This is a genomic window from Sphingobacterium spiritivorum (assembly GCF_016725325.1).
In the GTDB taxonomy this organism is placed as follows: domain Bacteria; phylum Bacteroidota; class Bacteroidia; order Sphingobacteriales; family Sphingobacteriaceae; genus Sphingobacterium.
The window spans coordinates 695319-714562 of the sequence record NZ_CP068083.1; the positions used below are offsets into that span (position 1 = coordinate 695319).

Here is a 19244-nt window from a genome sequence, read left to right on the forward strand (position 1 = left end):
GAATACATGGAATTTTTTGGCAGTAAACGATCGGAGAATTCAGATTCAACTTCATCGGATTATCTGAAATGTTCATCGTATCAAACAGATTATTTATTACGTACAAAACCATTCAAACCATTGACGAGACTGCTATGAGATTCTTTAATTTGTACAGTGACATTTATATAACTAAAGGATATAACCGTATACTGATTTCTGATTTAGGAAGAAGTATTTCCAAATTATATCCCTTAGAATTACACGAACTTATAGAAGAATTAAAATCGGCTTCTATCGAATCTGTGCTTGAAAATTATGACTCCGAATCCAAAGCTATTGTAGAGGAATACATCGGTTATTTATTGGAAAAGGAATACGGTTTTGTAACAGAAGGCGACTGGGATAAAAACTTCCTCCCTCTTTCATATGAGTACCACGATCATCAGCAGATCTCTAATCTGTTTATAGAAGTTGAAAAATTAGAAATTCCGGCAACATTAATACAATCTATCGCCAACCTAAGGATCAGTCATCTGGTTATTTTTTGCAGAAGTGCAGCGTCTGCGCAGGAACTGATCGATTTTGAAAAGGCTTTTGACAATACAGCAGTGGAGGGCTTGGAGCTGTATTCAGCCTATTCACCTGAACTCAATGCAGATTTTCTTGAGAATGTTCACAATCAGACTCAGCGCATTTATCACCTGGTATTTTTTCAATGTGAGAAGACTCCGGTGCTGCAAAATACAGGCTACAGATTTACCCTGGATTTTAAAAGAGGTCCGCTATCGATCCATTCCTGTGGAAAAGTAAATGTTGACTATTTCAATACAAATATGCCGAAGATTTTGGAAGCCATAAACCATAATTCCTGCCTTCACAAAAAACTGGGAATTGATATAGACGGTAATATCAGGAATTGCCCTGTAATGCCTCAATCTTTCGGTAATATAAACAAAATGACTTTAGAAGAAGTGTTGCAGCAAGGTGCTGTTCAGCAATACTGGAACATCACAAAAGACGAGATTACAGTTTGTAGAGACTGCGAATTTAGAAATGTATGTACCGATTGCAGGGCTTTTACAGAACGCTCACATTACAATGAATCAGGCTTGGATATCTCCAAACCTTTGAAATGCGGATATGACCCCTACAGCAATGAATGGACAGAATGGTCATTAAATCCATTAAAAGAAATCGCAATAACATATTATGGTTTTGAAAAATTAGCTGAAAAATAGACATGGCCAAATTTCCGTTTTATAAACAACCCGATTCCAAAGATTGTGGACCAACCTGTCTCCGTATTATCAGTAAATATTACGGAAAAATCTTATCGCTGCAGATGCTCCGCGATTTGTCCGAGACGACCCGCGAAGGCTCAAGTCTTTTGGGATTGAGTAAAGCTGCTGAGTCCATCGGATTTAAGACTCTTTCTGTAAAGATAGATTTTAAGGCTCTTGTGGAAGAAGCTCCTCTGCCCTGTGTGGTATTCTGGATGAAACAACATTTTGTTGTTGTCTATAAGATCGAAAAAAATCGCCAGGGCTATCGCATACATATTTCGGATCCAAGCTACGGGTTGATCAGTTATTCAGAAGAAGAATTTTTGCAACACTGGATCGGCAGAGGTGCGACAGATACTACAGAAGAAGGTATTGTGCTCTTATTGGAAACTACAGCACGCTTTGATCAACAGCAGGATGTTGCAGATAAATCTTTTTCGATTACAAACTATCTGAAACACTATTTTTTCAAATATAAATCCTTTATCATTCAATTGGCTCTGGGACTGATCGGGGGAAGTCTGCTATCTCTGGTATTTCCATTCCTGACACAGAGTATAGTTGATATAGGGATTCAGAATCAGGACCTAAATTTCATCTATCTGGTGCTGTTTGCACAGATTATGCTGTATATCGGACAAATGGGAATAGAAGTTATCAGAGGATGGATTCTGTTACATCTTTCTTCCCGGATCAACATATCCATTGTCTCTGATTTCTTTATTAAACTGATGCGCCTGCCTATTAGTTTTTTCGATTCGCGGGTGACAGCAGATATTATGCAACGGATAGCCGATCATGGTCGTGTCGAACAGTTGCTCACCAATAATTCCTTACAGACAGTATTCTCACTGATCAACTTTTTGATTTTTGGTATTGTCCTGCTTTTATACAGCTATAAGCTTTTTTTAATTTATGTGGCTGGTGCTATTCTTTATTTCTTCTGGATTGCATTCTTTTTGAAAAAAAGAAGAGAATTAGACTATAAACAGTTCTCCCAGTTAGCCGAAGAGCAAGGCCAGGTCATGGAGCTGATCAACGGCATGCAGGAAATCAAAATGAATAATGCTGAAACCAATAAACGCTGGCAATGGGAAGGCATTCAGATAAAAGTTTTCCGTATTAAAATCAAGGCCCTGAAGCTTGAACAGGTGCAGACAATAGGCGGAAATATCATCAATCAACTCAAAGATGTATTCATCAGTTTTGTTGCGGCAAGCTTAGTCGTAGATGGCTCGTTGACTTTAGGTATGATGCTTTCTGTCCAATACATCATCGGACAACTGAATAGTCCGCTAACCCAATTTATGAACTTTATCAGACAGTCTCAGGATGCAAAAATTGCATTGGAGCGACTGAATGAAATTCATGGCAAGGAAGATGAGGAACGCGTGGACAACAGTTATGTGTCTGAGATTCCGGAGCAGGATATTTCCGTTTCCAATCTGACATTTCGATATAAAGGATCAACTACTGCTGTATTCGAACAGTTAAACCTCGTGATTCCATATGAAAAAACTACCGCTATTGTAGGTGCCAGCGGATCGGGAAAGACGACGCTGATGAAGCTTTTAACAAAATTTTACGATGCAGACGAAGGTGAAATCAGGATAGGTCATACCGATATACGTCATATAGCACCAAGCATGTGGCGTGCTTCCTGTGGGGTCGTGATGCAGGACGGTTATATTTTCAATGAAAGTATTGCGAATAATATTGCTATAGGAAATATTACTGTGGATAAGCAAAAGCTAAAGCATGCTGTAGAAATCGCACATATTAAAGATTTCATTGAATCCCTGCCTCTGAGTTACAATACAAAAATAGGATACGAAGGATTAGGTGTAAGCGGAGGTCAGCGTCAGCGGATGTTAATAGCACGGGCAGTATATAAATCACCTCAGTATGTGTTTTTTGATGAAGCTACATCTGCACTGGATGCAAATACTGAAAAGGTAATAACAGATAATCTGAATCAGTTCCTGAAAGGGCGTACAGCTATTATTATAGCGCATCGGTTATCTACAGTAAAAAATGCAGATAAAATAATCGTACTCGATAAAGGTAAAGTAGTAGAGGAAGGCAATCATGAACAGCTTGTAGCCTTAAAAGGAGAATATTATCGGTTAGTAAAAAATCAATTGGAACTTGGAAACTAAAGGCAACATATTAGAAAATATTAATCTGCGGTCAGAGCAGGTTCAGGAGGTATTGGAAACACCACCAAATTGGCTTATTCGTTGGGGAAGTATGGTTATCTTAGGCATAATCGTCTTATTCTTTTCACTGGCCTGTATTATTAAATATCCGGAATTTATTACATCACCTATCATTATCTCCTCCCAAAATCCACCGGAGAAAATCGAAATCAGGATAGATTCCCGGATTGAAAAGCTGATAGCAAAGGATCAGCAAACCGTGAAAAAGGGAGACTTACTCATGGTATTAGAATCATCGGCAGATGATAAAGACATACATCAATTGAAAGGAATTCTTGATTCCATTTCTACAAAGCACCTTTCCAAATTCCCGTTACATCTTGTATCTGGTTTCAGATTAGGAGAAGTCCAGGAAGATTACAATGCTTTTGCCAAAGCGCTGGAAGAAGAAATATTGTTCAACAGCCTGCAACCTTATGCTGCAGAAGAAGTCACCGCAACAAAAGGGATTACAGATTATAAAGAACGTATCGCAAATCTGAAGCAACAACATATACTGGAATCGAGTAAATATCAGTTGACTGAAAAAAATTATAAGCGTTCTGAATCATTACATCGCGAAGGCGTAATATCTGCTCTGGAACTTGAAAACGAAAAATTAAAATTATTAGAAGCTCAGAAGAATTTCAAGAATACAGAAATCTCCATCGCTCAGCTGGAAGAGACCATTTTAAATTTCAGAAAACTGAAATCCGGCGCAGATGTGAATATTGTTAAAGAGAAAACATCCTATTCATCTGCGTCTATCCTGTTGCTTGAAAAACTAAAGAAATCCCTGCGTCAATGGGAAAGAAATTACCTCATCTATGCTTCTATAGACGGAACATTAAGCTACCTGCAGTTTTTAGGAGAAAAACAGTTTGTAAAAGCCGGAACTACATTGCTAAGTGTACTGCCGAATAACAGACAGGTAACAATAGGGCAAATGCATATAGGTGCACAGAACCAGGGAAAGATAAAAATAAATCAGAAAGTATTGATCAAGCTGGATAATTATAAATATCAGGAATATGGAATAGTAAAAGGAAAAATCAGGTCTATCGCTATGGTTCAGGATAAAGACAGTAAATACTATGTCGAGGTAAGTTTGCCTGAGGGATTACAAACCTCTTATGATAAAACTCTTGCATTTGACAAAGAATTAAGTGGAACAGCTGATATCGTCACAGAAGAGTTGACCCTTGCAGAAAGGATATTGAGTCAATTAAGGAGTTTACTTAAATACCAGGATAACTAATGTTTATATTTTTTCGATATACAGTGCTGACACTTTTGATTATGTCAGTCTCGGGCAAGATTCTGTCTGCACAACAGCATCTTGACTTAAATCAATGTATTGCTATTGCTCTTGAAAAAAATATAGCTGTAGATAAAGCAATGTTAGCTCTTGACAACAAATCTCTGGATGTAAAAACTTACAAAAATGAAAGACTGCCCAATTTAAACGGATTTACAAATATGTTCAGCAATTTTGGACAATCACAGGATATTTTCGGGAATAATGCGAGAAATGATAATTTTAACAGTACCCTTGGCCTGTCTTCATCCTATTCGATTCTGAATAATGGCAAACTGAAAAATTCCATTAAAAGATCACAGAAAGAAATGGAAGCCAGCGGACAGGATCTGGCCTTATTGAAAAGAGAAATAACCCTCAAAACTATCGAAGGTTATCTGAATGTATTGTTACAAAAAGAAATCTGTAAAGCTGTCGATACAGCTTTAACATTCGCTCAGCAACAGTTTGAGAAAGTTCAGAAATCAACCGACCTTGGCGCTACTTCACTGACGATATTATATGAAGCAAAAGCGAATTATGAGCGTGAAAACGAAAAGAAAAGACGGGCACACTATGCTGTAGATAAAGCAATACTGGAACTCAAACAGATCATGGCGGTGGAACAGGATCAGAATTTTGAGATCAATACAGAACTTCTGGCTTTATCGTCTTTACAGGAGTCGAATGATGAAAGTGCAATTTTGTACACATCCTTTTTGCAACAACATCCTGCATTGAAAAAATATGCCTTATTGAATGAAGCACTGAAATTTGATCAAAAAGCTATAAAAGCGCAACTGTATCCGACCATAGATGCAAGTCTGACACTGGGAAGTTTCTATTTCAGTAATCTGTCCACCGGCTTTGGTAAACTTCCCTTATTTAATCAGCTCCAGAATAATTTTTCTCAGCAGATAGGTTTAACAATTAACATACCTGTATTCAATAAGAACACCGTAAAAATAGCGGTCCAAAAGAATAAGATACAGCAGGCCGAAAATGCGAAGCAATTAGAATTAGAGCAACTTACGATCAAGCAGGATTTAGAAAAAAAGTTACTGGATCTGGATAACTATCAAACTCAATATAAATTAGCGGCAAATGTACTGGATGTAACCAGAAAAGCATTTGAGTTAAGTTTGAAAAGTTATGAAGCAGGAAGAATCAGCATATACGATCTGAGCACCTCACGATCAAATCTGCTCACCCTAGAAAGTGAGCTTATACAGACAAAATACAATGCCCTATTTACGCAGATCATGGTTCGGTATCTGAGTACAGGTGAAATAAAACCTTAAACAAAAAGTAGTGCCACGGGTATGAGGCACTACAGAAACTTTACATATTTTTTTTCTTACCATTTTTCCAACCCTAATAATTTTTTTCCAAGTTCTGTCAGTTCTGCCACAGGTTGTGATTTCTCCCGCTCTAACGGATCGCCCGGAAAGGCATAACCGCGGGGAACGATTTTTTCCTTCCATGAACGGATTCTCCATTCTCTCATCTCCTCATTGCTTTCTTCTGCAGGCATCATCGAAATATACTGCGCTATACGCACCTTATTATTACTGTTATTAGGACGTATACCATGCGGTTGTCTGCTGTGGAATATCAACAGATCTCCGGCTTCCATCTTGATCTTAGTCGTTGTAAAACCTGTAGTATCCGGCCTGAAATAATCCCTGTCTTCAGGTTGAGTCAGTTTCCATGTATTATATTCCCGAAATAGCTCCGGAATACATTGAAAGCCACCCATATTTTCGTCTGTCTGATCAGCAAGAGCAAGTACACCCTGTACATTCTGAGGATCTGTTTCAGGATCGTAATCCCAATGGATAAAACCTTTGTACTCGTGTCCCGGACGAATAGGAAAGTTCAGATTGGCTCTGTCAATGGTTGTCCAAAGTTTTTCTGTCCCCCAGACATCCGCAAAAGCCTGATGAACTTTTGGAAACTGACGATTATCCCACAGATACTGATGATTGTAAATCTCTACCATACCTGTATTGTTGAGCTCGGACATTTCTATCTGTGCGCTCGCTCTGTACCATGTCTCCGGATCATCAGGAGTTTTGTTTTCATACTCCCAAAGGTAATCTGCAAGTCTTTTTGCCTGACTTTTTGGGATAGCATTTTTAATAACAATATATCCATTGTGAGACCAGAAGCTCCAGTCCTCTTCTGACAATATGCGAAGTGGTGCTCCATCTTTGCGGTCATTTAACCTGATTTCACTTGTTTTTCCAACCGATGGGTTGGACAGAACTTTCTTTTCCATCATTTGTAAATTTTATAAGCGATTAAACATATACCAAAGATGAAGAGATATAAGGCCTGTTTCTTTATCGCTATTTGCTATTTATTGCTCTGTATTGACCATTATTCATTATTTTTAGAAAACATATAACAAATAAAGCACCATGAAGATTCAAAAAGAAGAAGTAAAGTTTGAGTCTGGTCGTTCGTTCAAATTGTTTACACCTAGTTTTAGAGGCTATTTTATGTGGCATTATCATGCTGAAATAGAACTGGTATATGTAGAAGCAATAAACGGAATCCGACATGTAGGAAAGCATATTTCTGACTTTATGGACAGTGATCTGGTGTTGATCGGTTCAAATGTGCCTCACCTGAATTTTGATTATGCGATTAACACGGAGTATGAGCAGACAGTAGTTCAATTCAGAGATGACTTTCCTGACGTGCTCATAAAGTCAGTTCCGGAATTTGAAAAAATCACACAAATGCTGGAACGTTCTTACCTTGGACTCGCCTTTCATGGAGACACCAAGGCTGAGGTAGCCAGAAGACTTAAAAGTATTGACAATACAGACTCTTTTAAATCCCTTTTGGGAATAATAGAGATTCTCCAGATGCTGGCCAATTCAAAAGAAGTGGAAGTATTGAATAAAGAGAATACCCGGGTAAAATGGTTTCTGAATGATAAAGTGCGTATGGGGACAATCTATGATTATGTCAGCACCAACTATAATAAGCAGCCTGATGTAAACGAAATCGCCGGATTAGTACACTTGAATCTATCATCTTTTTGCAGATATTTCAGAAGACAAACGGACATGACATTCACAGATTTTGTGAACCACTATCGCATCAATCTGGCTAAAACTTTGTTATTGCAGGAAGAAACCATAGCCGAGGTGTGTTATAGAGTAGGATATGAAAGTATATCCTATTTCAACAAAACATTCAAAAAACTTATTGGCGAAACTCCTTCTTCCTTTAAAAAAAAGTATCTGTCAAAATGAATGAATACGTTGTAAAGAAGTAGAAAATCTAGCGATGTATTAAAAAGCCAAATATACCTGGAGGTATGGATTGACACAACTTTTTGTATCTTCGCTTCATAAAAATTATCCCCAATGCTATGCCTAAATCCAAACTTATAAAAGAAAAATTTAAAACATATACGATTCAATTTATTAAAGAAATCATTCCGGTAATTGCAGGTATTCTAATCGCTTTGTTTATAGACAATTGGAATTCCGAACGAAAAGATAAAATCTACATTAATCAGGTATTTTCAACTATAGATAATGAACTGAAAGAAACTAAAGAAGATATTAAAGCAACTATTCCTAAACAAGAATCGTTAATTGATTCCTTAGAGTTTTATTCCGACAAAAATGCATCAGTATTAGATGTTGTTATGAAATCAAAAGGGATTTACATGCCGCAAATCAAAATTAATGCATGGAAATCTGTTTCCAGTGCGAAAATTGACTTAATTGACTACAATAAAATAACATCCCTTTCAAATATTGAAGAACTAAAAGGAACATTGAATAACAAAACCGAATTTTTAATGAATTTCCTGTATTCTAACCTGAACAATACGGATAAAGACAAAAAACAGACTTTAAAAATGTTGCTCCTGGATATTCTTCAAACCGAAAAAACACTACAAAAAAGCATTGAATTGTTTGAAAAGAAATAATAACTGAAGATTGCTAAATATCAGTTGTCCAATTAACCCTTTCAAACCCTCTAAAAACAACAAAAGCAGACACTTGCGTATCTGCTTTTTCGTAGGGTGCAGTTGCGGAAAGTCTAACCTATTAGAAGATTACGAAGCCATACTGAATGCTAAGGATCTTTTCGAATAGACTAAAGCAACAGCCCCAACATACTGATATTAGATATTTACCTTTCGAATAACCTTAAATATTCCTCAAAAATAAATATTCTGTTACGCTTATACCCAGTTTGTTCTTTAAGTATTCCAAGATTATCAAAATCTTTTATTAATGTGTTTGCAGTTTGTTTCGTTACTTCCAGTTTGGTCATTACATCAGCGACGGTAACCACAGGTTTACTATATAAATAGGTCAGTAATGCTTTTGCATTCGGTAATCTCTTACCCAGAGACACAATAGTATCTTTCTCCATTTTATCACGTAATGCGATAATTTTAGTGAATGTGTCTATGGCACTTTTAGCCGTTTCAATGATACCAACCAAAAAGAACCTCAGCCATTGTTCAATCTTATTATTCAAGGAAACGGCCATTAAGTTGTTATAATAATGTTGTCTGTTTTTCTCAATAAAATCGGATAAATATAGAGTTGGTTTACTCAACACTTTTTGATTGATCAGGTATAAAGTGATAAGTAGTCTTCCTATTCTCCCATTCCCATCCAAAAATGGGTGTATGGCTTCGAATTGATAATGAGCTATTCCAATCCTTATCAAATGAGGAACCTGTATCTCATCATTGTTCAAAAACTTTTCCAGGTCGGCTATACTTTCAGAGACAAGGCTATGATGTGGAGGTACAAATACGGCATCATTGATGGTTGCACCACCAATCCAGTTTTGACTGGTGCGAAATTCACCCGGTAGCTTATTTTTGCCCCGCACTCCCTTCAATAAAATCCGATGGGCATCCCGTATCAGTCGGGAAGACAGTGGTACCTGTTCCAAACTTGTGATGGAGTGGTTCATCGCTTCAATATAGTTTTGCACTTCCTGCCAATCATCTTTTTGTTCTGGGCTTATATCCTTTGCTTCCATGATCGCTTCGTCCATCTTCGTCCGAGTTCCTTCAATACGGCTGGATTGCGTTGCTTCCTTTACAATATGCATTCGAATAAAAACATCCACATCTGGGACGAAGGAGGAAAAGGCATTCAATTCACCAAGTCTTAAATTGGCTTCCTCCAACAACGTATTTATTTCAGGACTTGTAACAGTCCATTCCCTATTTATAGGGTTTGGATTAAAACTTCTATAACCATATTGCTTATTAAAACTTCCTGATTTTGTAATCTTTCATTGTCATAGCTGACATCAAATTCACTAAAAATAATCTTAGTCAACGGAATTCGATTTGTTTTGACTATACCTTTTTATAGTCAAGGATCGTGTTTAATGTCTAATATGTAACTACAACAACCGGAAGAGGGTCAAGTAGCCGAATCCTTAAGGAGAAATCGAACTTTTAAAAAAAAGGCCGTAACAACATCTAGGACTAGGTTTTCAAGATAGTACTACACAACAAGCTAAAAATTTTGGCCACAAATATCGAGCTATAAATTAACCCGACATTAACAGTTTGGTTCACAGATTTTTATCACCATAAAAAAAGTAGACAACCTGTAACTGGTGTCCCTTAAGTAGGCAGGATCGAACTGCCGTCCGCCAGCTGGCGGATATGAATCCTGATAAATACCCTTTCAAAACCGCCGAAAACAACAAAAGCAGACACTTGCGTATCTGCTTTTTCGTAGCGGGGAGCAGGATCGAACTGATGTCCGCCAGCTGGCGGATATGAATCCTGATAAATAGCCCTTCCAAAAACGCTAAAAACAACAAAAGCAGACACTTGCGTATCTGCTTTTTCGTAGCGGGGAGCAGGATCGAACTGCCGACCTCAGGGTTATGAATCCTGCGCTCTAACCTACCTAAAGTGCTTATTTTTAAGAATTTAAAATTTACAAAAAGTAAAACTGTAAATTATTTGTAAAGTATTCAACTTGCATAACAGCAAAAGTTTCTGTAAAAACATGTTAAGAAACATCTATCTGCACACTTTGACAAAGCAAATATACATGCCTCTTTAACTTATTAAAAATAAAAAAAAGTAAAATTTAATTGTTTCTTATTTGCAACTTTAAGAAACATTATATAATTTTGTTTACAACATATCGATTCAATTAGTGTATCAAATAAGTTGCATATATGAAACATTCAGAAACATCTAAAGATCCATTAGCTAAAGCTCTAAAGATCTTACAGCAAAAAATTCCAGAAGGACAGTCTGTATCGCTTTCTGAATTGGTGACCAAAAAAGGAGGTGAAGAAAGTCTTAAGATGGCCGTAATGAAACTAATAGATGCCGGATGGTCTGAATATGAATTCACGAATGATTATAAAAATGTTAAACGATTAAAATTACCTGATTATGCAAAAGATTACTTACAAAAAATTTGGCCAAAAGAAGCTTTTGGTTCAGCAAGTTATTGATGTTGTAAAACTCACATCATTCCTATTATTAGCTATAGGTCTTTATTTAACACTTCAAATTTTAGAATCATGGATTTAAATATGAAATATTCTGTTCCATTCCCTGTAGAGCTTTTGAAAAGTATTGGGTTTGAAGATGGGGGAAATTGTTGGGGTGATGGTTGTGAGAATTATAGAACCATTTGGTTAGGAAACGGAATAACTATAGATGTTGTTTCCATGCGTAAAGTCTTTCTTCAATGTGACAACTCTTACAAAGAGCTCCCTGAGGTTAATGATATATCAAAGCTGGTAATCATCTTGAAGCTTTTAGGAAGTAAGAGTCCTATAGATTTCGAAGTCCTTCAAATCTACCCAGGGGTATATGACATTGCTCCAGAAAGGGAGGAAATATGAAGCATAAATATCCTTTAAAGACCAGAGCATTTGCAATGGAACTGTTGCACAAAAGCAACACTATTGTTGAGGTTTCACATAAAATAGGGTGCGGAATTCGTACTGTTTCTCGCTGGTACATGGATTACTTAGGATATAGAGGAAAGGAAGGAATCATTGAAGTCAAACAAAGTAAACTTAATTCCCCAAGACCGGTAAACATCAACAAATCCGACTCCCAAGCCCGTATCGAATGGGCTATTCGTACAGAAGCGAAAATGAAATTTTAAAATCCTCGAAGATGAACTTAACCGATAAACTAACGATAACAAACGAGGACAACATGGTTATGATGTCTCGATATCCTGATAAGCAAGTAAAGGTTTCCCTTCCCAAATTCTATAAAGCAAAGAAATCATGATTAACGCATTTATTTTACAACATAAACCCTTCACTCCCCAGATAGTGAAGAATCCACAAGCTGTTAAATTCATTGTGATTGACTTATTCTGTGGAGCCGGAGGAACGACTACCGGATTTGCGAAAGCAAAAGATTGCAATGGAAATCCTATTGCAATCATTGCAGCCTGCGTTAATCATGATCATAAGGCTATTCGAAGCCACTGGGAGAATCACCCTGAGGTTTACCACTTTGAAGAAGATATCAGGACTTTAGATCTCACCCCCTTAAAACATATAGTTGAGACATATCGAAAGTTATATCCATCAGCAAAGGTTGTAGTATGGGCATCTTTAGAATGCACCAATTTCAGTAAAGCAAAAGGAGGGCAACGAAGGGAAGCTGACAGCAGAACCTTAGCAGATCATCTGGATAGATATGTTATTGCTCTGGATCCGGATTATATCAAAATCGAAAATGTAGTAGAATTCATGTCCTGGGGACCTCTTAATGAATACGGAAAGCCTATTAGCATGAAGTCAGGACAGGACTGGTTGCGTTGGAGAGATCAAATTAATTCACTTGGATACCGTGACGAATGGCGTGAACTTAATTCAGCGGATTTCGGTGCTTACACCTCAAGAAATCGCTTGTTTGGATGTTTTGCTAAACCTGGTTTATCTATCGTATGGCCGGAGCCTACACATTCTAAAACCGGGATGAATAAACAAGATCTTTTTGGAAGTGGACTTAAAAAATGGATGCCTGTTCGGGATCTTCTGGATTTCCAGGATGAAGGCGAAAGTATTTTCAATCGTAAAAAACCTCTTGTAGAAAATTCATTAAAACGGATCTATGCCGGATTAATCAAAGAGGTAGCCGGCGGAAAAGATAATTTTATCATGAAATATAATTCCATGAGTAGAGAAGGAAAGATCCGTACACCATCTACTGATGATCCTATGCCTACAATTGCATGTCAGAATAGACTTGGTTTAGCTCAGATATCATTTATAACAAAATATTTTTCAGGCAGGCCAATGAATAAAGTGGCGTCTATCAATAGTCCACTTGCTACAATCACAACATCTGCAAATCAAGCAATCGTGAACGTAGAGCCGTTTGTATTGACTAGTAATTTCGGGGGTATATCCCGCTCGGTAGCAGAGCCGTGTCCTACAGTGTTGGCAAGCAGAAAACATCATTACGTTGTAAATCCTTGTTTCCTTGCCAAATATTATGGTACAGGCGATAATGTACAATCTATCAATGAACCGGCAGGCACATTAACCACAAAGGATAGATTTACAAAGGTTCATGTTAATTGGCTTGACAAACAATATTCTGGTGATAGGAATCATCAATCTGTTAATCAGCCTGCCGGTTCAATATTGGCTAATGATAAGCACGCATTAATGACCGCCAAGGGATTTATATACAACCCATCACACGGAGGTCATACGATGCATATAGATCAGCCATGCGCCACTATCATTGCAAGACAAGACAAATCTCCATTATACTTCATTCAATATAATATTTGTGAAAATGTAAGAATAGAAGTGTATGAAGAAGATTCGGAGACAATGATAAAGATTAAAGAATTCATGGCATTGTATGGCATTTCTGATATCCGGATGCGAATGCTTAAAGTCTCCGAGTTGAAGCTTATTCAGGGTTTTCCTTCTGATTACAAATTATATGGAAATCAATCGGATCAAAAGAAATTTATCGGTAATTCTGTTGTTCCGCACGTAGTTCAATCTTGGGCTGAAGCTCAGGCTCACAAAATATCAATAGCAGCTTAATTAACTAACCCCAGTTCCCGACATCAATGTCGGGAACATAATATAAAGATATGAGAGATAGATTTATTACAGGATGGTGGAGTGCAGGAATTACTTCAGCTGTTGCATGTAAGATGGCTCTTGAACTTTATGAAAATGTAGAGTTATATTATATCGATATCGATTCGGCTCATCCAGATAACGAGAGATTCAAGAGAGATTGCGAAAAGTGGTATGGAGTTCCTATTAAACCATTGAAGTCATCAAAGTTTAAAGATCAATTTGATGTAATAGAACAAACAGGTTGTGTAAATACACCACAAGGAGCAGCTTGCACATTGAAGCTGAAAAAGCAAGTAAGATTTGACTTTGAAAATCTTAACTCGGAAAACCTATTTAATAATAGATCAATTGCAAATCAGGTCTGGGGTTTTGAGCATGATTTAAAACAAATAAATAGAGCAATTAGGTTTGGACAGCAATATCCTAATACTAACCCTCTTTTCCCATTAATTGAAAAAGGAATTAATAAGGACATGTGTGCAGGTATGATCCTTAATGCCGGAATTGAATTGCCAAAAATGTATGAGTTGGGTTATTCGAATAATAATTGCATAGGATGTGTAAAGGGCGGTAAAGGTTATTGGAACAAAATAAGAATTGATTTCCCCGAATATTTTAATAGGATGGCGCAGTTGGAAAGAAAGGTTGGATATTCCTGCATTAATGGAACCTTCTTAGACGAATTGCACCCTTCATCTGGTAGGCTCTCAAAGGAGGTAATGCCGGCATGTGGAATTATATGTGAAATAGAATTTGCTGATATTCCAGATAAGAACTTAGAAGATGTGATCAAAGGCAAGAAAACTATTTACGAAGCTATAGCAGCTTGATTAACTAACCCCGGACAGCATGTAGTGTGCTGTCCACCAACTGTAGAAATCCGGTAAGCCGTAATCACAAACTAAAAATTTAAATTACATTATCAAAATGAGAATATCAGAAGAAAAGATACTATCTGTAATAGATGAAGCAATAATTACCAATATATATGCTCAGGGCATAGCCTTTCGGTGCAAGATCCGCAAAGGCATTAATAAAGGCAAAGCTTATATTGAGTTCATTCCAAAGCCTGGAGAAACGATCAAGCCGGAAGACTGGTTTTGGTTTGGGTACTATCTGAGGGAGTATGTGTCATAAAAATCCGACAGCAATTTGAGTAATATTTTAAAAAAATATATATTTATATCTATAAATCTTATCAATTATTATAACCCTTAAGTCGAATGAAATTTTTAATTACATTTTTTCTGATAGCATTTCTAACATTTAGCTCGTTTGCGCAAACTAGTTCTCCAAAATGGAATAAATTTCTTTCAGACTTTAAAAAGTTAGAGCAGGAATATAACACCCATTATCCAGCAAAAGATTATCATACAGCAGCAGCAATTTTAGATAAAATAGCTGCTACATTAGATACTTTACAGTTATCTGAGAAAGAAAAGCAAGATTTTAACCACACTATAAAAGAAATATATGCAAATGTGTACTATAACCTTGCATGTTTACAATCAATACTTAATCAAAAAAAACAAGCAATCACAAGTTTCGAAAAATCAATTAAATGGGGATATACTGATTATCAAAATGCTTTAAACGATACTGATTTAAATAATATCCGTAAGGAAACCAAGTTTGTTAAAGCGTTCAGCCAATTGAAGCAATATGATAAACTATTCTTATTACAACAGTCAGGAAATTATCTTTCGGAAAATTATGAATCTCTGCCGGTATTTAAATATGAAGACTCAAATAATCGGAATTTAGTCGAGGTCAAAAATTTCTTCAAACTGGATTCTATAGCTGGAAGTGGAGATGAAATTTCTAAAATCCGAAATATTATGCTATTTGTTGCCAATAACATTAAGTATGACGGAAGCAATTGGGCTTTGTGTGAATTTGATGCAATTGATTTCTATAACTACCACAAGTCGACAGGAAAAGGAATTAATTGTAGACATAAGGCAATGACACTAAATGAACTTTACCTTGCAATGGGATTTAAATCCCGATATGTCACATGTATGCCAAAAGACGACCAAGATACAGATTGTCATGTAATCAATAGTGTATATTCTGAAACATTAAAAAAATGGCTATGGATGGATCCTTCACATGGTGCTTTTGTAATGGATGACAATAATAATTTACTAAGCATTGAAGAAGTCAGGGAGGGATTAAAAAACAATCAATCAATGAAGTTAAATGCTGAGACTAAAGTAACTAAGATTTGGTATTTGGATTACTATATGGCAAAGAATTTATATTGGATTCAATGCACAAACAAAAGCCAATTTAATACAGAGAGTAGATACCGGCCAGCAGATACAGATTTGCAATACATTTCTTTAATCCCAAGTGGATTTGATAAAGACAGTAATAAATATTTAAAAAATAATTTTATTACTCATAACCCGGCTTACTTCTGGAAATCTCCTGAATAAAAACTATGCAAAAGGAGTAAGCTAAGTCTTACTCCTTATTGTTTAAAAATTTTTTAAATTTTTCAGGTTGCAATTCCTCCATTTCAATTCTACTTTTAATCCGCCATTCTGCAGATTCTCCATCACCAGATAATGGTACTTCAAGTTGATTTTCGTATAAATATGAATTGTAAATCTCATCAGAAGATAATCCTTTCATCTTAGGATTTAACTTAATGAAATCCTCCTTCAATTCCTCTATTTTTCTTTTAATCTGATCTCGGGTAATTTCTTTCATAATTCATCGTTTATTTAAATTGTATATTCATACCGGCATTTACGCTATTAAAGCTACACCTCAAATTCTTCAATATCTGCAATATTTTCAGTTATAAACTCATACCTGTCTGTAGCCTTTACCTCCCATATTATTAGATGATAGTTTTCTGATTCATATTTTGGATTGCCATCATCATCTTTAATTTTCTCTGCATCATCTGTCAAAACCAATTTTCCATAATAAACTTTTTCATTATCGTCATTCATAGTTACTTTGACTAACTTTTTTGTATCAAAGCTTTTTCCTTTAAACATCACTATACTCATAATTTTATTGATTTAGAACTATTTACACATAAATTCTAAACAATCAGAATCAATAGAAGTTTTATACGAACTTCTATATAATACCCTAACTCGGAAACTTTACGCTTCATAGATTGTTTATAAATGGTCTACTATCATAAAGGCTAATTATAATAACTATGAAAAACCAAAGAGAGAACAAAAAAGTACAGCAAATTGATGATCATGTCATCGATAATAATGGGCGCCTTCTCACCACAAATGATGGTGTTCCAATAGAGGACAACAACAATATGCTAAAAGCAGGCGAACGTGGGCCAGCTTTGATAGAAGATTTCATCTATCAAGACAAAATGGCTCATTTCGACAGAGAAAGAATCCCTGAAAGAGTAGTTCATGCAAGGGGGTCTGGAGCTCATGGAATATTCGAAGCTACAGCAGATATTTCTAAATATACTAAAGCTTCATTTCTTAAGAAAGGTACTGTAACACCACTATTTGTTAGGTTTTCAACAGTTGCAGGATTTAAAGGGTCTACTGATTTAGCTCGAGATGTTAGAGGTTTTTCTGTTAAATTCTATACTGAAGATGGTAATTATGATTTGGTAGGAAATAATATTCCTGTATTTTTTATACAGGATGCTATGAATTTTCCAGATCTTGTTCATGCAGTTAAGCCAGAACCGAATAATGAAATGCCTCAAGCTGCTTCTGCTCATGATACTTTTTGGGATTTTATATCCTTGATGCCGGAAGCGGCTCACATGGTTATGTGGACCATGTCTGATAGAGCTATTCCAAGATCGTTTCGTATGATGGAAGGTTTTGGAGTTCACACATTTAAATTTGTGAATGCTGAAGGTAAAGGAACATTCGTGAAGTTTCATTGGAAACCAAAACTAGGTGTTCATTCAGTGGCATGGAATGAAGCACAAAAAATATCGGGATTTGACGCCGATTTCCATCGTCGTGATTTGTGGGAGAATATTGAAAAAGGAAATTTCCCGCAATGGGATTTAGGCGTACAACTTGTCCCTGAAGAGGATGAACATAAATTTTCTTTTGATTTATTAGATGCTACGAAAATTATACCAGAAGAATTAGTACCTGTAAAGATAATTGGAACTATGACTTTAAACAGAAATCCGGAAAACTTCTTTGCAGAAACAGAACAGATTGCTTTCGATCCAGGTCGCATCATTCCCGGAATAGATCTTACAAATGACCCACTTTTACAAGGTAGAGTATTTTCATATGCTGATACTCAAAACTACCGTCTTGGTGGACCTAATTTTCATGAGATTCCTATTAATCGTTCAGTGAACGGTAAATTTAACAATCAAAAGGATGGTTTTGGAAGACAGGATATTCTTAAAGGAAATGTTAGCTATTTTCCTAATAGTCTTGGTGGAGGTTGTCCTTATCACGCCATGTTAAAAGGGGAAGATGGATTTAAAAGTCATGAAGAAAAGGTTGATGGTAAAAAAGTAAGACGTAGATCTACTTCTTTTGCAGATCATTTTACCCAAGCTAGATTATTCTTTAATTCTCAATCGAAACCAGAGCAGGAACACATGATTAATGCTTATAGTTTTGAATTGTCTAAAGTTAATTCCGTTGATGTTCGCAAAAGAGAATTAGCAATACTTAATCAAATTGATAAAGAATTAGCTGCACGTGTAGGTGCTAATTTGGGAATTGAACCTGCTTCAGAATTGGATGAACTGACTCTGCAATTTGCAAGACAAAATCATCCGGAATATCCTATTAAAACTCCTAAACCGGAAGTTGAAAAATCTGCTGCATTAAGCATGAAAACCAAACCAGGAGAGGGAACCATTGAAACTAGAAAAGTAGCATTTCTAATTGCGGATGGGGTATCAAAAAAATCTATCGATAAGATGAAAACTGCACTTGAAGAAGAAGGAGCTGAAGCTGTATTAATTTCCACAAATGTAGGAAAGGTCAAGTTTAAAGAAGGTGGTACTGCAGATATAGAATTTTCATATTTAACAGAGGCCTCTGTGTGTTATGATGCATTTTATACACCTGAAGGAGATTCTGTAAGTGTTTTACAAGACGAACCAGATTATTTGCATTTTATTAACGAGGGCTTCCGCCACTGTAAAGCAATAGCTTTTGCCACTGGTGCTGAAAAACTTATTGACGGAACTTATCTTAGTAAAAATAAAGATTCAGGAGTTATTTTTGAATCCGACGGAAACCTTAGTGAAGATTTTATTAAAACAATGAAAGGCCATCGTGTATGGGAAAGGGAAAATACTAGAAAAGTACCTTCATAACCATTGTTTCTCTCTTATCTAGTTTGAAGGTCGTTTTTAACGACCTTCTTTATTTTATAATTATC

Annotated in this window: 19 protein-coding genes; 14 read left to right on the plus strand and 5 right to left on the minus strand. The window is 36.2% G+C overall.

Annotated features, from left to right (window positions below):
* The first annotated feature begins 68 nt into the window (after window positions 1-68).
* Genes gwsS through I6J02_RS02700 form a run of 4 tightly spaced genes read left to right on the plus strand, consistent with a single transcriptional unit; the run spans window position 69 to window position 6061 of the window.
* On the plus strand, window positions 69-1220 hold the full coding sequence (gene gwsS / locus I6J02_RS02685; protein ID WP_201680295.1) for a grasp-with-spasm system SPASM domain peptide maturase: 1152 nt from the start codon (window positions 69-71) through the stop codon (window positions 1218-1220).
* A 2-nt stretch (window positions 1221-1222) separates the two neighbouring features.
* Complete coding sequence (locus I6J02_RS02690) at window positions 1223-3424, plus strand: peptidase domain-containing ABC transporter (protein ID WP_201680296.1); 2202 nt, start codon at window positions 1223-1225, stop codon at window positions 3422-3424.
* Window positions 3414-4721, plus strand: coding sequence for an HlyD family secretion protein (locus tag I6J02_RS02695; protein ID WP_201680297.1), 1308 nt, complete (start codon window positions 3414-3416; stop codon window positions 4719-4721). Before I6J02_RS02690 ends, I6J02_RS02695 begins: the two co-directional genes overlap by 11 nt.
* Window positions 4721-6061, plus strand: coding sequence for a TolC family protein (locus I6J02_RS02700; RefSeq protein WP_201680298.1), 1341 nt, complete (start codon window positions 4721-4723; stop codon window positions 6059-6061). The genes I6J02_RS02695 and I6J02_RS02700 overlap by 1 nt, the downstream gene beginning before the upstream one ends.
* Window positions 6062-6117: 56 nt before the next feature.
* On the opposite strand, the gene I6J02_RS02705 is transcribed toward I6J02_RS02700, so the two are convergent.
* Window positions 6118-7041: a phytanoyl-CoA dioxygenase family protein gene (locus I6J02_RS02705; RefSeq protein WP_236582267.1), complete on the minus strand. Its 924-nt coding sequence runs from the start codon at window positions 7039-7041 to the stop codon at window positions 6118-6120.
* Between the two features lie 142 nt (window positions 7042-7183).
* Between I6J02_RS02705 and I6J02_RS02710 the strand changes: the two genes are divergently transcribed.
* Complete coding sequence (locus I6J02_RS02710) at window positions 7184-8029, plus strand: AraC family transcriptional regulator (RefSeq protein WP_201680300.1); 846 nt, start codon at window positions 7184-7186, stop codon at window positions 8027-8029.
* Between the two features lie 119 nt (window positions 8030-8148).
* Complete coding sequence (locus tag I6J02_RS02715; protein ID WP_201680301.1) at window positions 8149-8718, plus strand: hypothetical protein; 570 nt, start codon at window positions 8149-8151, stop codon at window positions 8716-8718.
* 206 nt (window positions 8719-8924) lie between these two features.
* Here I6J02_RS02715 and I6J02_RS02720 read toward each other — a convergent pair whose 3' ends face one another.
* Window positions 8925-9947, minus strand: coding sequence for a Fic family protein (locus I6J02_RS02720; protein WP_317191827.1), 1023 nt, complete (start codon window positions 9945-9947; stop codon window positions 8925-8927).
* A 445-nt stretch (window positions 9948-10392) separates the two neighbouring features.
* Window positions 10393-10605, minus strand: coding sequence for a hypothetical protein (locus tag I6J02_RS02725; protein ID WP_201680303.1), 213 nt, complete (start codon window positions 10603-10605; stop codon window positions 10393-10395).
* Window positions 10606-10961: 356 nt separating this feature from the next.
* On the opposite strand from I6J02_RS02725, the gene I6J02_RS02730 reads away from it, so the two are divergent.
* The 7 genes from I6J02_RS02730 (at window position 10962) to I6J02_RS02760 (ending at window position 16312) form a co-directional block, all read left to right on the plus strand.
* Window positions 10962-11246: a hypothetical protein gene (locus I6J02_RS02730; protein WP_201680304.1), complete on the plus strand. Its 285-nt coding sequence runs from the start codon at window positions 10962-10964 to the stop codon at window positions 11244-11246.
* Between the two features lie 69 nt (window positions 11247-11315).
* Window positions 11316-11642, plus strand: a complete 327-nt coding sequence (locus I6J02_RS02735) for a hypothetical protein (RefSeq protein ID WP_236582268.1) — start codon at window positions 11316-11318, stop codon at window positions 11640-11642.
* Window positions 11639-11911 (plus strand): hypothetical protein, encoded by a 273-nt coding sequence (locus I6J02_RS02740; protein WP_201680306.1) that lies wholly within the window; start codon window positions 11639-11641, stop codon window positions 11909-11911. Before I6J02_RS02735 ends, I6J02_RS02740 begins: the two co-directional genes overlap by 4 nt.
* Window positions 11912-12038: 127 nt before the next feature.
* Complete coding sequence (locus I6J02_RS02745) at window positions 12039-13829, plus strand: DNA cytosine methyltransferase (RefSeq protein WP_201680307.1); 1791 nt, start codon at window positions 12039-12041, stop codon at window positions 13827-13829.
* Window positions 13830-13879: 50 nt separating this feature from the next.
* Window positions 13880-14701, plus strand: a complete 822-nt coding sequence (locus tag I6J02_RS02750) for a hypothetical protein (protein WP_201680308.1) — start codon at window positions 13880-13882, stop codon at window positions 14699-14701.
* A gap of 97 nt (window positions 14702-14798) precedes the next feature.
* The gene (locus tag I6J02_RS02755) at window positions 14799-15008 is read left to right on the plus strand and encodes a hypothetical protein (protein ID WP_201680309.1); all 210 of its coding nucleotides are present in this window, start codon (window positions 14799-14801) and stop codon (window positions 15006-15008) included.
* Between the two features lie 86 nt (window positions 15009-15094).
* Complete coding sequence (locus tag I6J02_RS02760) at window positions 15095-16312, plus strand: transglutaminase-like domain-containing protein (RefSeq protein WP_201680310.1); 1218 nt, start codon at window positions 15095-15097, stop codon at window positions 16310-16312.
* Window positions 16313-16340: 28 nt separating this feature from the next.
* Here I6J02_RS02760 and I6J02_RS02765 read toward each other — a convergent pair whose 3' ends face one another.
* Together I6J02_RS02765 and I6J02_RS02770 are read right to left on the minus strand one after the other, a co-directional pair.
* A complete protein-coding gene (locus I6J02_RS02765) occupies window positions 16341-16589 on the minus strand; it encodes a peptide ABC transporter (RefSeq protein WP_201680311.1) in 249 nt (82 codons plus the stop codon).
* A gap of 53 nt (window positions 16590-16642) precedes the next feature.
* On the minus strand, window positions 16643-16897 hold the full coding sequence (locus I6J02_RS02770) for a hypothetical protein (protein ID WP_201680312.1): 255 nt from the start codon (window positions 16895-16897) through the stop codon (window positions 16643-16645).
* Window positions 16898-17055: 158 nt separating this feature from the next.
* On the opposite strand from I6J02_RS02770, the gene I6J02_RS02775 reads away from it, so the two are divergent.
* Window positions 17056-19179: a catalase gene (locus I6J02_RS02775; RefSeq protein WP_201680313.1), complete on the plus strand. Its 2124-nt coding sequence runs from the start codon at window positions 17056-17058 to the stop codon at window positions 19177-19179.
* Window positions 19180-19244: the final 65 nt, after the last annotated feature.

Bases quoted from the DNA above. Each gene is read 5' to 3' on its own strand.
- I6J02_RS02740 (WP_201680306.1), top strand. From the start codon at position 11,639: ATGAAGCATAAATATCCTTTAAAGACCAGAGCATTTGCAATGGAACTG.
- I6J02_RS02730 (WP_201680304.1), top strand. From the start codon at position 10,962: ATGAAACATTCAGAAACATCTAAAGATCCATTAGCTAAAGCTCTAAAG.
- I6J02_RS02775 (WP_201680313.1), top strand. From the start codon at position 17,056: ATGAAAAACCAAAGAGAGAACAAAAAAGTACAGCAAATTGATGATCAT.
- I6J02_RS02690 (WP_201680296.1), top strand. From the start codon at position 1,223: ATGGCCAAATTTCCGTTTTATAAACAACCCGATTCCAAAGATTGTGGA.
- I6J02_RS02745 (WP_201680307.1), top strand. From the start codon at position 12,039: ATGATTAACGCATTTATTTTACAACATAAACCCTTCACTCCCCAGATA.
- gwsS (WP_201680295.1), top strand. From the start codon at position 69: ATGTTCATCGTATCAAACAGATTATTTATTACGTACAAAACCATTCAA.
- I6J02_RS02705 (WP_236582267.1), bottom strand. From the start codon at position 7,041: ATGGAAAAGAAAGTTCTGTCCAACCCATCGGTTGGAAAAACAAGTGAA.
- I6J02_RS02765 (WP_201680311.1), bottom strand. From the start codon at position 16,589: ATGAAAGAAATTACCCGAGATCAGATTAAAAGAAAAATAGAGGAATTG.
- I6J02_RS02755 (WP_201680309.1), top strand. From the start codon at position 14,799: ATGAGAATATCAGAAGAAAAGATACTATCTGTAATAGATGAAGCAATA.
- I6J02_RS02750 (WP_201680308.1), top strand. From the start codon at position 13,880: ATGAGAGATAGATTTATTACAGGATGGTGGAGTGCAGGAATTACTTCA.
- I6J02_RS02710 (WP_201680300.1), top strand. From the start codon at position 7,184: ATGAAGATTCAAAAAGAAGAAGTAAAGTTTGAGTCTGGTCGTTCGTTC.
- I6J02_RS02770 (WP_201680312.1), bottom strand. From the start codon at position 16,897: ATGAGTATAGTGATGTTTAAAGGAAAAAGCTTTGATACAAAAAAGTTA.
- I6J02_RS02760 (WP_201680310.1), top strand. From the start codon at position 15,095: ATGAAATTTTTAATTACATTTTTTCTGATAGCATTTCTAACATTTAGC.
- I6J02_RS02715 (WP_201680301.1), top strand. From the start codon at position 8,149: ATGCCTAAATCCAAACTTATAAAAGAAAAATTTAAAACATATACGATT.
- I6J02_RS02735 (WP_236582268.1), top strand. From the start codon at position 11,316: ATGGATTTAAATATGAAATATTCTGTTCCATTCCCTGTAGAGCTTTTG.
- I6J02_RS02700 (WP_201680298.1), top strand. From the start codon at position 4,721: ATGTTTATATTTTTTCGATATACAGTGCTGACACTTTTGATTATGTCA.